General features: G+C 48.4%; 14 protein-coding genes. 9 read left to right on the top strand and 5 right to left on the bottom strand.

Annotated elements, in window-relative coordinates:
* Positions 1-105: 105 nt before the first annotated feature.
* Positions 106-1,854 carry a hypothetical protein gene (locus tag AC22LX_RS06870; protein WP_487333887.1) on the bottom strand — a complete coding sequence of 583 codons (1,749 nt, stop codon included), beginning with the start codon at positions 1,852-1,854 and terminating at the stop codon, positions 106-108.
* Positions 1,855-2,981: 1,127 nt separating this feature from the next.
* Complete coding sequence (ompC, locus tag AC22LX_RS06865) at positions 2,982-4,124, bottom strand: porin OmpC (protein ID WP_045390209.1); 1,143 nt, start codon at positions 4,122-4,124, stop codon at positions 2,982-2,984.
* Between the two features lie 546 nt (positions 4,125-4,670).
* Between ompC and drpB the strand changes: the two genes are divergently transcribed.
* The 4 genes from drpB to AC22LX_RS06845 are packed head-to-tail and all read left to right on the top strand — an operon-like array spanning position 4,671 to position 7,638.
* Positions 4,671-4,952: a cell division protein DrpB gene (gene drpB / locus AC22LX_RS06860; RefSeq protein WP_045390212.1), complete on the top strand. Its 282-nt coding sequence runs from the start codon at positions 4,671-4,673 to the stop codon at positions 4,950-4,952.
* Between the two features lie 42 nt (positions 4,953-4,994).
* The gene (locus AC22LX_RS06855; RefSeq protein ID WP_045390215.1) at positions 4,995-5,690 is read left to right on the top strand and encodes a phosphohydrolase; all 696 of its coding nucleotides are present in this window, start codon (positions 4,995-4,997) and stop codon (positions 5,688-5,690) included.
* A 57-nt stretch (positions 5,691-5,747) separates the two neighbouring features.
* Positions 5,748-7,172: a DNA cytosine methyltransferase gene (locus AC22LX_RS06850; protein ID WP_047050684.1), complete on the top strand. Its 1,425-nt coding sequence runs from the start codon at positions 5,748-5,750 to the stop codon at positions 7,170-7,172.
* Positions 7,153-7,638, top strand: a complete 486-nt coding sequence (locus AC22LX_RS06845; protein ID WP_045390221.1) for a very short patch repair endonuclease — start codon at positions 7,153-7,155, stop codon at positions 7,636-7,638. The genes AC22LX_RS06850 and AC22LX_RS06845 overlap by 20 nt, the downstream gene beginning before the upstream one ends.
* On the opposite strand, the gene yedA is transcribed toward AC22LX_RS06845, so the two are convergent.
* Positions 7,613-8,524 (bottom strand): drug/metabolite exporter YedA, encoded by a 912-nt coding sequence (gene yedA / locus AC22LX_RS06840; protein ID WP_045390224.1) that lies wholly within the window; start codon positions 8,522-8,524, stop codon positions 7,613-7,615. The genes AC22LX_RS06845 and yedA overlap by 26 nt on opposite strands.
* A gap of 182 nt (positions 8,525-8,706) precedes the next feature.
* Here yedA and AC22LX_RS06835 point away from each other — a divergent pair, with 182 nt between their 5' ends.
* The 3 genes from AC22LX_RS06835 to dgcQ all read left to right on the top strand — a co-directional run bounded on the left by AC22LX_RS06835 (position 8,707) and on the right by dgcQ (position 11,641).
* Positions 8,707-9,618: a DUF808 family protein gene (locus AC22LX_RS06835; RefSeq protein WP_045390227.1), complete on the top strand. Its 912-nt coding sequence runs from the start codon at positions 8,707-8,709 to the stop codon at positions 9,616-9,618.
* A gap of 76 nt (positions 9,619-9,694) precedes the next feature.
* Positions 9,695-9,874: a YodC family protein gene (locus AC22LX_RS06830; protein WP_045390229.1), complete on the top strand. Its 180-nt coding sequence runs from the start codon at positions 9,695-9,697 to the stop codon at positions 9,872-9,874.
* A gap of 99 nt (positions 9,875-9,973) precedes the next feature.
* Complete coding sequence (dgcQ, locus tag AC22LX_RS06825; protein WP_045390232.1) at positions 9,974-11,641, top strand: cellulose biosynthesis regulator diguanylate cyclase DgcQ; 1,668 nt, start codon at positions 9,974-9,976, stop codon at positions 11,639-11,641.
* Positions 11,642-11,967: 326 nt separating this feature from the next.
* Here the strand turns inward: dgcQ and yodD are convergent, their stop codons facing one another.
* The gene (yodD, locus tag AC22LX_RS06820) at positions 11,968-12,195 is read right to left on the bottom strand and encodes a YodD family peroxide/acid resistance protein (RefSeq protein WP_045390235.1); all 228 of its coding nucleotides are present in this window, start codon (positions 12,193-12,195) and stop codon (positions 11,968-11,970) included.
* Positions 12,196-12,329: 134 nt separating this feature from the next.
* Here yodD and dsrB point away from each other — a divergent pair, with 134 nt between their 5' ends.
* Complete coding sequence (gene dsrB / locus AC22LX_RS06815) at positions 12,330-12,518, top strand: protein DsrB (protein WP_015365898.1); 189 nt, start codon at positions 12,330-12,332, stop codon at positions 12,516-12,518.
* Between the two features lie 41 nt (positions 12,519-12,559).
* Here the strand turns inward: dsrB and rcsA are convergent, their stop codons facing one another.
* On the bottom strand, positions 12,560-13,192 hold the full coding sequence (rcsA, locus tag AC22LX_RS06810) for a transcriptional regulator RcsA (protein ID WP_045390238.1): 633 nt from the start codon (positions 13,190-13,192) through the stop codon (positions 12,560-12,562).
* 455 nt (positions 13,193-13,647) lie between these two features.
* Between rcsA and yedD the strand changes: the two genes are divergently transcribed.
* The gene (gene yedD / locus AC22LX_RS06805) at positions 13,648-14,067 is read left to right on the top strand and encodes a lipoprotein YedD (RefSeq protein ID WP_162184048.1); all 420 of its coding nucleotides are present in this window, start codon (positions 13,648-13,650) and stop codon (positions 14,065-14,067) included.
* Positions 14,068-14,075 lie beyond the last annotated feature (8 nt).

Genomic DNA, 14,075 nt, shown 5'->3' with positions numbered 1-14,075 from the left:
CTTCAACTCCTGCAACTATAAAAGATCTGATGCGTTGATAGCCAGTAAGAATAAAAACTCTTTTCTTACGGGATATGATTCGCTCGATTAAGAGATAAAGAGTATTTATTGGCGAAGAAGTATCTTTCTCCAGAATCCTTCTGTTGTGAGCTTGCAAGTCACTTCTGAGTATTTTTTTCGCTGTGCTTTTGATGTAATAATTATCTTTAAGGTATTAAAGAGTATCTTGATAAACCCTAAGGCCTGCTGTTTTTTTGATGCTTCAGCAATATAACCATTTTTAGTGCTTCGATCGTAATAAAAGATCTTCTTGTACCTAAAAATCTGTCTCAGCGACACGCCTGATGTTTTTTCCTGATAAATAATTTTGTTTTTTAAAGGCGCCAGGAATCCATTTAACGTAATAATTCTGAAAAGTCGCCGTGATTTTGTCTCGAAATTACACTTAAACTCTACACTGTTATCTGGAGGAGATATCGGTTTCATTTTTTCATTAAAAGTAATAGAGTTTAATTCTTCTCGTACATCCTTCATGTCTGCATTATTTTCCCAAAAATCGGGAGCGCCATAAACATGTTTGAAAGCCAGGTTGATGGCGGCTGCACTACCATATTGATGAGCAAGCAGGCTTTTTAGATGAAATGAAATATATGTACCAATTATGTCTTTAACTGGTCGGCCAAAATATAACATATTCACGAGATGATTTCGCGTATCAAGGTAGGCGGTCAACGGTGAGGTCTTAGAAGAGAAATCTTCCTCCGCATAACAAGCAATGCCATTTGTTGTTAATATATCAAAATCGTTCATCATGCCGAATAAGATATCATCACCGCGAACAAAAAAAGGAAATGCAAAACTCTTGACGTGATTTATCGGGAATGCAAAGAACCACCACGCGCCATAATTAGGGAATTGTATTAGAGTTTCTGTTTTTACCAGGGATTCCACATCATTTAATCGCCACCCTGAGTAAATAGGATGACATACCCTATCAAAAAATGCTCCCTTCTCAACTAAAGAGTCGGGGCGCGCGCCTGCGAATAACGAACCAGAAACTGCAGCATTGTCGTTTAACGCATAACTCAATATCGAGTATGTCTTTTTAATGCATTCAGCTTCACAACTTGCATCATCATCCATGAATAATGTATGGGTGAAATCACCTTCATCAATGTAATGAAGTAGGCCTCTCATAAATCCACCCGCACCTCCGGTATTTTTATTTGGAATGACCTTAATTCCATTAGCCTCATTAGCTGTTATATTATTGGAGTTATCAATAACAGTAAAATCAATTAGTCCGCGATAGTTATCATCTTCTAATATTTCTCGCTTTATTCTCATCATTGATGGGATAACGTATTTTTTTCTATCAAAATGTGTAATTGATATCCCAAGCTTAACCTCTCTGCGGGGAGACTGTTTGGTAAACCATTCCCCGCTATTAAGGGAGACAATTCCATCTATCGGAATTATTTCAATATATATAATGCCTCGATTGAGAGTGTTGCCCAAATCCAGGGTGAATATTTCTCGAGTGAGGTTATCCAGTGCCACGGTCGCCGATGCTAGCTCATATTTTGAATTTTCTTCTGTAATGAGCATCGCGCTGATTTTGGCTAACCCAGTGCCTGATGCATTGAACGCGAGATCGTGTATTCCGCATTTTTCTTTCCAGAGAATAGTGGAAAAACCATTGTAATAGGTATCAAAAGAAATTTTCCCTCCGGGAAATATGGTAATGATATTTTCCGAAAATGAAAAAAGGCTCCCTCTGATGTACATGCTTTCAGAAGCCCCAAACCTGGCGTTTGGCATAACCAACCGCTGTAAGCATTTTGCTGTTTCCATTATTCCTCTTTTTGATTATTTAAAGCGCGATAAAAAATTGAAATGGACGGTTAACAACTAACCGAGATGATTGTTTACAATACTAGTACCTGGCTATCGCAACCAAATGCCAAACCTGATCAATATTATTGACCATCCGTATTGGTCGCTATTGATGTCGCAATTGTAAGAGAAAACGAACTACACTACTTTGTTCACGAGTCATGAGATTTTACATGTCATAAGACTTATCCATGCGAATTTGAGTCGTTTTCCTGCCTTGCGGTTGGAAACTTATTGTCTCTTGTCATACATGTATTTGCTTACTTTAGAACAACACTCATCACAGAGATGATCTTTCTCAGCCATTAATCTTTCGAGGAACCCTAGCTTTTTACCGCAGCGCATGCAGTGTTTACATTTAAATAATTTCACTTTGCAATTATACCAATTTGTCGTTTTTTCAATCAATGCATATCAGACAGCTAAGCCTGCTGTAGTCATGCTCTTCATAACAGGTTTAACGTGTTGTGATGCGACACGACATAACTTCCACGCCGTAAACCAGCCCGGTTATTACCTGTTTAAGAGTCACAAAATGTTCTTCCCTGTGAAGGGGATATTTTAAAGGCGTATTTTTCGTGTGGATAATTGTTATGACAGATCGATTTTGTTAAATCGATCGGTCAAAACGATCATTTTTGTAGGGGTATTCCATCCCGGTGCAGAAATCGTGGGAGATGTAGGGGGCGAGAGGAGAGAGCCAGCCAGCAATCGAATAGAAGAGTTGCCGGATAATCATCAGTGCAGGGGCGAGAGAATACAGTCCGATCGTGCCAATCATTTTGCCAGATAGTTCTTAAGAGCCGTATGCCAACCCAATATTGCTGGATGTAAAATCAATGTAATATAGTAAAATTATTAATTAGCTGATTTTTATGTCGTCAGAATAGGTTTTGAACAGCGGATGAGGGGCAACTTTATTGGGGGAGCAAATCTCCCGCTTTCCTGAACCGTGGGGGCTGGAGCCATTTCCAGGACGAAAGTTTAAATGACTTCAATGGCTGGATGTATGCCGACGCCGCGATCGGCTGACTGCTAAAAACGAAAAAAGCCTGCCCGTGGCAGGCTTTGGTGATGCGGGGCTCTTAGAACTGGTAGACCAGGCCCAGCGCGACTACGTCATCAGTCGCGATGCCGTTAGCGCGATAGAAGTAGTCGTCTTCGTCCAGCAGGTTGATTTTGTAATCAACGTAGGTGGACATGTTTTTGTTGAAGTAGTAAGTCATACCCACATCAACGTATTTAACCAGGTCTTTGTCGCCGCTGTTGTACAGGTCTTTACCTTTAGATTGCAGATAAGCGACGGATGGACGCAGCGGTAAACCGAAATCGTCGAACTGATACTGGGCAACAACTTCGAAGTTCTGCGTCTTGTTGGCAATACCGCCGCCAAGATTGCTGGTGGATTTACCGAAGGAAGTCATGTTGCGGGTTTCCGCGTACATTGCGGCCAGGTAGATGTTGTTAGCATCGTATTTCGCGCCCACGGTCCAGGCATCGGCTTTATCGCCGCCGGCGTAAGCGCTGTTGGCCGCTGCGGCCACCTGATTGTTGGTACGGTCAGAAGAAGCATACGCCGCGCCGAAGCTGATGCCCATGCCGAGATCGTAGGAAGAGGAGATACCGAAACCGTCGCCATTTTCACGGGCCAGTTTACGATCACCGCCGTTATTGGTGCCTTCGCCGGAGCCAGCGTTTTCGTTATTACCCTGATACTGCAGAGCAAAGCTCAGACCATCAACCAGGCCGAAGAAATCGCTGTTACGATAGGTCGCCACGCCGTTGGTACGGCCAAGCATGAAGACGTCAGTTTGGGTGTAGCTGTCGCCGCCGAATTCCGGCAGTACGTCGGTCCACGCTTCGACATCATAGATAACGCCGTAGTTACGGCCGTAGTCCAGAGAACCGTAGTCAGCAAATTTCAGACCCGCGAAGCCCAGACGGGTCCAGGAGTTAGCGCCTTCACCTTCAGTGGTGTTCGCCTGAATATTGTATTCCCACTGGCCGTAGCCGGTCAGCTGATCGTTGATCTGCGTTTCGCCTTTCACGCCTAAACGCGCGTAGGTTTGGTCGCCATCTTCAGAAGCATCGTCAGAGAAATAGTGCAGACCGTCAACTTTTCCGTAGAGGTCAAGCTTGTTGCCGTTTTTGTTATAAATTTCCGCAGAGTGCGCCGCGCCTGCTGCTAATAACGCCGGCAGCATAATAGCCAATACTTTTCTTTTCATTATGTATTCCCTTTAATCATAATTAATATGAATTGTCTAATTCCCTGTGGAATGACGAATTGATACTAGCCGCTTAAGTTCATTTTTAATTAAATAAAAAATGTAATAAAAGTATATTAAAATATTTCAAAATATTTATTTTATATTCAATATATGTATTTTTTATTCTTTAGGTGATTAATATTTCTGTGGTTTATTGGTGTTTTATTTTCCTTGTTGATATTAATGTTTTTTAAATTACCCATTGAAATGACATTTGCACTGTAAATAATATAAAGCATGACAGGTTATATATTGATAGATTACATTTGGAATAATGTTATTTTATAATTAATGGCGCTACATTTCATCAAATCGTCTTATTTAAAAACATGACCACATCCATAGTATATAGGGAGCGCCCCAATCCTGCGTTCGCGGGTGGCCGAAAGCGCTTAGCACCATACTCATGCTTCCAGATAAGCACGATAATTGTATAATGTGACGCGCATCACAATTGTGTGATTGGAGATCATGCGCAGTGGTTGAAGTATGGAGAAGGATTTAATGGACACTAAAGCGAAACGGAGCCCCGGCGGAAAGCTGGCGTTATGGGCTTTTTACGCCTTTTGCGGTTACTTTGTATGGGCGATGGTGCGGTACTGGTGGATAGTGGGGCGTATTCAAAGCATTCCCGGCGCCAGCATTGATGGTGAATTGGGTTCAACGGCAGGCAAATGGATTGGCGCGCTACTGGGTTTCTTGGTGCTGGGAGGTGTGGGGTCCATCCTTGGGGCGATAGCCTGGTACACGCGTCCCCAAATTCAGGGACATGAACAGCACGATTAAAGTTGCTATGCTCACAGCGGGTCCAGGCATCAGGAAAAGCTCATGTTATTAGCTGAATGGCAACAACGATTTGAAAACTGGTTAAATGCGCATCATGCGCAGGAAGATGCGGCTCATGATATATCTCACTTTCGCCGTGTCTGGAGTACCGCGCAGCAACTGGTCGGCGATAGCGACGCTGACCAGTTGGTTATCCTGACGGCCTGCTACTTTCACGATATTGTCAGCCTGGCTAAAAATCACCCTCAACGTCATCAGTCCTCACGGATGGCGGCAGAAAAAACGCGGTCTATCCTGCAAAGCGCTTTCCCCGACTTTCCCGCCGACCGTTATCCTGCGGTTATGCATGCTATTGAAGCGCATAGCTTTAGTGCGGCTATATTACCGCAAAGCGTAGAGGCGAAAATTGTGCAAGATGCAGATCGTCTGGAGGCTCTGGGCGCGATTGGCCTGGCTCGTGTCTTTGCCGTTTCCGGCGCGTTGAACACTATTTTGTTTGATGCTGACGACCCCTTTGCTGACCAGCGCGATCTTGATGACAAGAAATATGCCCTCGACCATTTTCAGAGTAAATTGCTACGCCTGCCTGAGACCATGCAAACGGAGCAGGGGAGAGCGCTGGCGGTGCATAATGCCCAATTTCTGGTGCAATTTATGGCGAAGCTGAGCGCCGAACTGCGCGGCAACCCTCTGTCGTTGGATGAGGCGGTTTTGCGCCGCTTTGCGCCTGCGGTTTAAATCCGTTGCGACTATTTGTGGTACTCTCTGCAAAAATTGTCCGTGCTGGTTGAGGTTATGCCGCAAAATTTACCAAAAGAAAAGCTCCTGTCTGAGCCGGCAGGGGAACACGCGCAGGCGTTATTGCGCCAGCTGATGACGATATATGATGTCAAAACCCTGGTTGCACAGCTGGTTGCTGTTGGCGATCAGCACTGGAGCCCGGCGATACTCAAACGGGTGGCGACGGTGAGCCGTGCGGCGAGCAGGTTGACGAACGCGGAGTGTGCGCATCTGGCGAGCCTTTTACCGATTCCGCCGCGCCATCATCCCGACTATGCGTTTCGTTTTATCGATCTCTTCGCCGGCATCGGCGGCATTCGCCACGGCTTTGAAGCTATTGGCGGGCAGTGCGTATTTACCAGCGAGTGGAATAAACACGCTGTACGTACCTATAAAGCTAACTGGTATTGCGATCCACAGGAGCACAGCTTTAACGCCGATATCCGCGAAATCACTCTCAGCCAGCGCAGCGATATCAGTGATGAAGAGGCGGCGAAGTCTATCCGCGAGGCGATCCCGCAACATGATGTGCTGCTGGCGGGCTTCCCTTGCCAGCCCTTTTCCCTCGCCGGGGTATCAAAGAAAAATGCCATGGGACGCGCCCATGGTTTTGCCTGTGAAACTCAGGGAACACTGTTTTTTGATGTCGTCAGAATTATTGCCGCCCGCCGTCCGCCGATCTTCGTGCTGGAAAACGTCAAGAATCTGAAGAGTCACGATCAAGGAAGAACCTTCCGCATTATCATGCAAACGCTGGATGAGCTTGGCTATGAGGTGGCGGATGCCGATCATGCGGGCGCCGAGGATCCCAAAGTTATCGATGGGCGTCATTTCCTGCCGCAGCACCGCGAGCGTATTGTGCTGGTGGGTTTCCGTCGTGACTTACAGTTGCATGAAGGATTTACGCTGCGCGATATCGCCAGTTTGTATCCGCCGCAGCGGCCAACCTTCGGTGAGTTATTAGATCCGACCGTCGATGCTAAATTCATCCTGACGCCGGTTCTGTGGAAGTATCTTTACCGGTACGCGCGTAAACATCAGGCGCGTGGCAACGGTTTTGGCTACGGTCTGGTCGACCCGACTCATCCAGGCAGCGTCGCACGAACGCTCTCTGCGCGCTACTACAAAGATGGCGCTGAGATCCTGGTGGATCGCGGTTGGGATAAGGCATTAGGCGAAAAGCATTTTGACGATCCTCAGAATCAACTGCGTCGCCCCCGGCGCTTAACGCCGCGCGAATGCGCAAGGTTGATGGGATTCGAAGCGCCGGGAGAGCATCGTTTTCGTATTCCGGTTTCCGATACTCAGGCCTATCGCCAGTTTGGCAACTCGGTGATAGTTCCGGTGTTTGCCGCGGTGGCGAAGCTGCTGGTGCCACGAATTGCCGCCGCGGTAAAGCAACGTGTTGCCGGAGAGAGCGATGGCGGACGTTCACGATAAGGCCACGCGTAGTAAAAATATGCGCGCTATCGCTACCCGCGATACGGCAATTGAGAAGCGGCTGGCGGCGCTACTGACGCAGGCCGGGTTCACTTTTAGCGTTCAGGCGGCATCGCTTCCTGGGCGGCCTGATTTTCTGCTGCCTGACTACCGCTGTGTTATCTTCACCCACGGCTGCTTTTGGCATCATCACCACTGCTATCTGTTTAAAGTACCGGCGACGCGCACCGATTTTTGGCTAAAAAAGATTGGTGCTAACGTGCAGCGCGATCGCCGCGACCTGGCGCTGTTGGTAGAACAAGGTTGGCGGGTGCTTATTGTCTGGGAGTGCGCGCTCCGCGGGAGGCTGAAATTAAGCGATGAAGCCCTAAACGAGCGTCTGGAGGAGTGGATCTGCGGCGGCGGGGATTGCGCGCAGATCGACACTCACGGCATCGGTATTATCGATCCGATTGACAAGGCGTAACGGTTGAACGGGCAGGGAAGAGATATTTACCCAGCGTCACCAACACGACCGCGAAAATAATCACCGCCAGCGCCAGCCATTCGATCAAGGAGAGACTTTCGCCGCCAAACCCGGTTCCCAGTAGCACGGCGACAACCGGGTTTACATAGGCATAGCTGGTAGCAACCGCCGGCGTTACGTTACGTATCAGATACATATAGGCGTTAATGGCAATAAGCGAGCCAAAAATGGCCAGATAAGCAACAGCAAAAATACCGGACCAGGACGGCATTTGAGTGAGTTTCTCCCCCGAGAGCCCCGATGCCGCAGACAGCACAATCCCTGCCGCCAGCATTTCAATCGCTCCAGCCATCATCCCGGTTGGTAATTCAATACGCGAACCGTAAACCGAGCCAAACGCCCAGCTCAGGGAACCAATCAGAATCAGCAATGCGCCCCAGGGGTTACCGCTGAGGTTGCCGCCGCTATTGAGCATCACAATTCCCGCCAGGCCGATCGCGATACCGAACCATTCCAGCTTGCGTGTGGCAATGCCAAAAAAACGGCTGAAACAGAGCGTAAACAGCGGTACGGTGGCGACCATTACCGCAGCGATACCTGATGGTACATGCTGATGTTCTGCAAGGGTGACGAAGCCATTACCGACAGCGAGCAACAGGATGCCAATCAGTGCAGCATTAAGTAGCGGCCGGCGGGCCGGGAGTTTATGGCCGGTGGCCAACAAATAGATGAGCAACACGCCCCCGGCAGAGAGAAAGCGGATCCCGGCCATCATCAACGGCGGCCAACTGGCGACGCCAATCGCGATAGCAAAATAGGTTGAACCCCAAATGATATACAGCGCAAACAGCGCGCCGATTAGGGGTAACAGTTGACGGGTAGACATACTTCCTCACGACGAAAAAGATAGAAAGGGGACATATAGTTAACGTGAAAACTAACGTGCTGGCGAGCGCTTTCAATGTGATTTTTTTGTTATTTTTTTGTTGACTAGTGACATCTCTGGGCGAGAGGGCGCTTTTGCCTCATACTCTATGTTTCATAAACAGAAATTGAAGGAAGTACATTTTGGCAGGAAGTAGTCTTTTAACCTTATTGGACGATATTGCCACGCTGCTGGACGATATCTCCGTCATGGGAAAACTGGCGGCCAAGAAAACGGCTGGCGTACTGGGCGATGATCTTTCTCTCAATGCGCAGCAGGTCACTGGCGTAAGGGCCAACCGCGAGCTCCCGGTAGTATGGGGGGTAGCAAAAGGCTCGTTTCTGAATAAAGTGATTCTGGTGCCGCTGGCGTTACTCATCAGCGCATTTATTCCCTGGGCTATTACGCCGCTTTTGATGCTCGGCGGCGCTTTTCTCTGTTTTGAAGGCTTTGAAAAAGTGCTGCATAACCTGCATGCGCGTAAGAATAAGGAAGACCCGAAACTGCGTCAGCAGCGCCTGGAAACGCTCGCAGCCCAGGATCCGCAGGCCTTTGAACGCGATAAAGTAAAAGGAGCGATCCGTACCGATTTTATCTTATCAGCCGAAATCGTCGCGATAACCCTGGGTATTGTTGCTGATGCGCCATTGCTTAATCAGATCCTGATTTTATCCGGTATCGCCATCCTCGTGACCGTTGGGGTTTACGGCCTGGTGGGCGTCATCGTCAAGCTGGATGACATGGGCTATTGGCTGGTAGAGAAAAAAAGCGTACTGGCACAATGGATAGGAAAAGCTCTCCTGGCCATCGCGCCGCGGTTGATGAAAATTCTGACTTTCGTCGGTACCCTGGCGATGTTTCTGGTTGGCGGCGGTATCGTGGTTCACGGCGTAGCGCCGCTGCATCATTTCATCGAAAATCTTGCCCATGGGCTGAGCGGAATACTGGCATCCATAATGCCTGTGGTCGCTAATCTGGTGCTAGGATTTATCATTGGCGCTATCGTCTTTGGCGTCGTAAAAGCGATAACCGCATTGCGCGGGAACGCGAAATAAATCCCAGCGCCGGTTACGCAAGATGGGCCGGCGTCGTCTAAGGTGAAACTGTTTCTCCCTGATACCGGAGGCAAAAATGGTCTTGTTGGTCAGTGATGAAGTCAGACGGAAAAGCGGCGGGCCGCGAATGGTCGTCACCGGCATCGCCGGCGACATGGTGGAGTGCCGGTGGTATGACGGTCACGTCGTACAGCGTGAAGCCTTCCGTGAAGATGAGCTGGTCCGCGGCGAAGGGCAACGTTCGCAGCATAATTAGATGTGCAGCGCCCGCTGGTGCGGGCGCTTTTTATATTGATTACGTTCGGACAAGGAGCGTTGATGTCGTTGGTTTCTTTGACCGTACTGCGAGTAAATAATGGATAAGCCGCTGTGGCCAAAAAAGTTCCGTCGCCTCTTCAATCCAGGGCGTGTGGTTAATATCTGTTTCATCGTGGTGCTGTTCTTTTCTACGTTACTCATCTGGCGAGAAATCCGGGTACTGGAAGAGGCCTACGTCGCCAATCAACGTAATAATCTTGAGAACGTGGCCCATGAAATGGATGGGCTGTTGCAATTTAATCTTAATCGGCTGCTCTTTTTCCGCAACAGCATGCAATCGGCGCTGGAGAACCCGCTGGATTTCGCCATTCTGCGCCGGGCCGAGCAGGAGTACATCAGTAAACGTCACGATCCTATCTGGTCAGTCGAGCTAAATAACCGGCGTACCCTGACGGTATACGGAGTCTCCGATTCTTTTGTCGACGCAGATGACCTGTTGTCGCGTAACAATCCTCAGGCCAGCAATGAATTGATGGCTACCCTTGAGCTTGGCTATCTTCTGCGTTTGACCAACAATAACCGAATCTTCAGCGAGCGCATGTCCTACGTTTCTCGCAGCGGCTTTTACACCACCACCGATGCTCCGCGCAGTTCAAGCCAGGTGCTGGCGCAGTTTTCGCGAGATACGGGGTCAGCATGGTTTATGCGGCAAACCCAGCGTGATAATCCGGGGCGAGGGATCCTCTGGCAAACCACCCAGCAGGAAGATGGGTATACGCAACCGCAGGTGGTTACGGCCTCGATTCCTCTGGATTATGAGCACTACTGGCTGGGCGTGCTGGCGATGGATTTTTCCATCCGCGACCTGCAGAATTTTCTCGTCAGTGCGGTAAAAGGAGGCCAGATGGGCGAGTATCAGCTGTATGACAAGCAGCTCAACTTGCTGGCCTCTTCGGCGCCGGATGATGTGCTGACGCCGCTCTCGCCCGAGGAACAAGAAAAACTGCGCTATGCGTTGGCCAATGATAACCATGGTGGCATACGCCAGTTAACCCGCTATATCAGTTGGGAAAAGATCCGTAACTTTGACGGCCTACTATTGCATATTCATACCCTGAAGGAGGGCGTGCGTGGTGATTTCGGGACGATTTCCATCGCCCTGACCCTGATGTGGTTAATGTTTACCCTCATGCTGATCGTGTCCTGGTTGGTTATCCGCCGTATGGTCATCAATATGAGCGTGTTACAGGCGTCGCTTGAATGGCAGGCCTGGCATGATGCTTTAACACGGCTGTTAAATCGCGGCGCCCTGTTTGAGAGGGCGATTGCGGCGGCCCGAAACTGCCAGCGGAATAATCAGCCCATATCCGTCATTCAGCTGGATCTGGATTATTTTAAAGGTATTAATGATAAACACGGACACCAGGCCGGAGACCGCGTTTTAACGCTGGTGGGAAGCACCATTATGGGGCAGATCCGCGAGGAGGATATTGCCGGTCGCGTTGGCGGCGAAGAGTTCTGTATCGTTCTACCCAACACGCAACTGTCGCAAGCACGCGCGATTGCTGAGCGTATTCGTCTGCGTATCCATAGCCGGGAGATATTATTGCACAACAGCGTTAGTCTGCGGATCAGCGCCTCGCTGGGGGTTAGTAGTAGCGAGATATCAGAGGAGTTTAACTTTGAGGAGCTGCAGTCGATTGCCGATCATCGCCTGTATCTGGCAAAGCAGAATGGACGTAACCGGGTTTGTTCGGCTGGATAGGACTCGATAATGTGAAATTGCTCACCTTTTCTGCCGCGTTGATATTCTTTGGTATAGGAAAATTCCTAAAAAACTCACCGCTTCGGCGCACCGTTCGTAACAGAACGATAAGGGGCAAGCCTTGTCACGCCTGGGTTATTAAATTGGATGTACATATAAGCCGCATTTCTCAATAATTCTCATCATCAATACTTCTTGTCATGCAAAATAATTGAGGATAATGTCTTCCATGCATCGGATTTCCCGGTGTAACGAATTTTCAAGTGCTTCTTGCATTAGCAAGTTTGATCCCGACTCCTGCGAGTCGGGATTTTTTTCACCTGTGCTTAGCGATTGGCTTCAGTAACGCTAAAGTCATGAATATCAAGCTCAAAAGCTTCAGCCAGCTCGCGCCAGGTGTGTTCGTTACGACCATCGATACTGACATGGTGCGGATCATCTTCACTACGATGTACTTCGCTTTCGCTTATCTCATTGATCGCCGCCAGCAGGGCATCGACATTAACGTCAATCCCGTCTGTATTCGTCACACCGCGGTCTTTAGCGGATTTCATCATCACTACCTCGCTCGGCTCTGACAGGGCCTCTTTAAGTATAGACGGTCTATAAAAACGCCAGTTGCGCTGGCTGAACGCTGCGTGAAGGCAGGTTTTGTTCTACACTGGCTCAAAACGAGAGGAGGCGAGTTATGCAGGTAAACGATCGTGTCACGGTAAAGACCGACGGTGGCCCACGTCGTTCGGGGGTAGTACTGGCAATTGAGTCGTTTAGTGAAGGAACCATGTATCTTGTGGCGCTGGAAGACTACCCGCTGGGGATCTGGTTTTTCAATGAAGTGGGGCACCCGGACGGCATTTTTGTTGAGAAAGCTGAGTAGGCCCGATTCAGAAACTGGCGGCGATACCCGCCAGTTTGCCATCAGCGCATATTGACGTAAATGCCGGAAGTAATGTTTTCAGCCAATCGAACAATATGATAAATCACCTGTTTATTATGCGTCTGGATCTTTTTCTTAATATTACCTTTATGTGACGAGACGGTTTTTGCTTTGATATTCATCTGTCTTGAAATATGTGAAGTCGCGTGCCCGGCCATCCACATCTGCAGCATATTCGATTCTGCCTGACTGAGTGATAAAGTAGGAATGCGGGTGCGTAATTGGTTTAGATGATTGGCGGTATCGGTTTGTAGATAATTACCCAGAATGTTATCAAGGTCTTTCGGCGTTAACGATTTTGAACTGATAAGTAGATTCTTGCGCACAAGTAAATAGTGGTCAAAATGGATGTTTGCCAGGGACATAAAAATAACAAATAAGGTATCGGGGTTGGTGGTAATGATGTCGCGGATAAGTTGGTTGCTCTCTTCGTGATGTATAAAACAGTCCTCGTTGAGAAACACAACCGCCGGACGCAGTGATTCGCAGCGCTCCTTCAAACTTAGTGCACTACGCACCTCAATGATATCGCGCTTCTTTATTCCCCGGCTTGCCAGATATCCGGTTAAACCTAGCCGGGTATAGCTGCACAAATCCATGATAATCGTTGACATGACCCATCCTCAATCAACACGTAACGATAATTCATCTGGCGCCTGGCCGTGTGATGAAGTCCATTTTTATAACGCCTGACTTTATGCGGAAAGCATTAGCCAGACTAAACTATTTGCTAATAATACTCATAATTTGCCAGGAATATTCTTAAAGTAAAGCCATAGAAAAAGAATAATCAGTTCCTGACAGTAATAATGCCCGGCGCTGGGGCATGGCGTCGCGACTATTTCAATTTATTTTCGGATTATCCTTATGAGGCGGCAGTCAATTAAATGGATGTTATCGGTGTTGTATTCAAAAAATGCATTTTTCATTCATGTTTCATACAACTAATAATAATCGGTAAGAGTAAATGCCGGGATTGGCGGTGAGGTTAAGCAACGGGCGCATCGTGCAGGGGTGGCGGCCTTAACGCTTTAATGCCACAATACTTTTTTATCGGTTTGTGGGATGGATGATGAAAAAGATTGTTATGGCTGGCGCGCTGCTTGCTTTGGCCGGATGCGTACAGGTTGATACCTATCAGGCAGTGGTTAAAGCGCCAGCGCCTGCAGGGTTGGAAGGGTTCTGGCAATCGAAGGGACCGCAAAGCGCGATGGTAAGCCCTGAGGCGATTGCGACGTTTATCGTCACTAAAGACGGGGATACCCTCGATTGCCGTCAGTGGCAGCGGGTGATTGCTGAGCCGGGTAAATTAATGAACCGCGATGACCAGGTCTACAATGTGACCAGCAGCCTTGATATTTATCCTATTGAACGTGATGGAAATACGCTGGAATATGACCGAATGACGTTAACCCGCGTCGAGCGCTTAACGCCGGAGTGCGAAGAGGCCTGGAAAAAGAACCTGGCGGCGAGTAAAACCGCGCCATAATCGATTTT

Source organism: Klebsiella sp. PK01, assembly GCF_057624675.1.
This window is presented reverse-complemented; position numbering and strand designations above follow the sequence as displayed.

What these genes read in the sequence shown, in the direction of transcription:
- AC22LX_RS06870 (WP_487333887.1), bottom strand. Translation starts at nt 1,854, where the DNA reads ATGGAAACAGCAAAATGCTTACAGCGGTTGGTTATGCCAAACGCCAGG.
- ompC (WP_045390209.1), bottom strand. Translation starts at nt 4,124, where the DNA reads ATGAAAAGAAAAGTATTGGCTATTATGCTGCCGGCGTTATTAGCAGCA.
- drpB (WP_045390212.1), top strand. Translation starts at nt 4,671, where the DNA reads ATGGACACTAAAGCGAAACGGAGCCCCGGCGGAAAGCTGGCGTTATGG.
- AC22LX_RS06855 (WP_045390215.1), top strand. Translation starts at nt 4,995, where the DNA reads ATGTTATTAGCTGAATGGCAACAACGATTTGAAAACTGGTTAAATGCG.
- AC22LX_RS06850 (WP_047050684.1), top strand. Translation starts at nt 5,748, where the DNA reads ATGCCGCAAAATTTACCAAAAGAAAAGCTCCTGTCTGAGCCGGCAGGG.
- AC22LX_RS06845 (WP_045390221.1), top strand. Translation starts at nt 7,153, where the DNA reads ATGGCGGACGTTCACGATAAGGCCACGCGTAGTAAAAATATGCGCGCT.
- yedA (WP_045390224.1), bottom strand. Translation starts at nt 8,524, where the DNA reads ATGTCTACCCGTCAACTGTTACCCCTAATCGGCGCGCTGTTTGCGCTG.
- AC22LX_RS06830 (WP_045390229.1), top strand. Translation starts at nt 9,695, where the DNA reads ATGGTCTTGTTGGTCAGTGATGAAGTCAGACGGAAAAGCGGCGGGCCG.
- dgcQ (WP_045390232.1), top strand. Translation starts at nt 9,974, where the DNA reads ATGGATAAGCCGCTGTGGCCAAAAAAGTTCCGTCGCCTCTTCAATCCA.
- yodD (WP_045390235.1), bottom strand. Translation starts at nt 12,195, where the DNA reads ATGAAATCCGCTAAAGACCGCGGTGTGACGAATACAGACGGGATTGAC.
- dsrB (WP_015365898.1), top strand. Translation starts at nt 12,330, where the DNA reads ATGCAGGTAAACGATCGTGTCACGGTAAAGACCGACGGTGGCCCACGT.
- rcsA (WP_045390238.1), bottom strand. Translation starts at nt 13,192, where the DNA reads ATGTCAACGATTATCATGGATTTGTGCAGCTATACCCGGCTAGGTTTA.
- yedD (WP_162184048.1), top strand. Translation starts at nt 13,648, where the DNA reads ATGATGAAAAAGATTGTTATGGCTGGCGCGCTGCTTGCTTTGGCCGGA.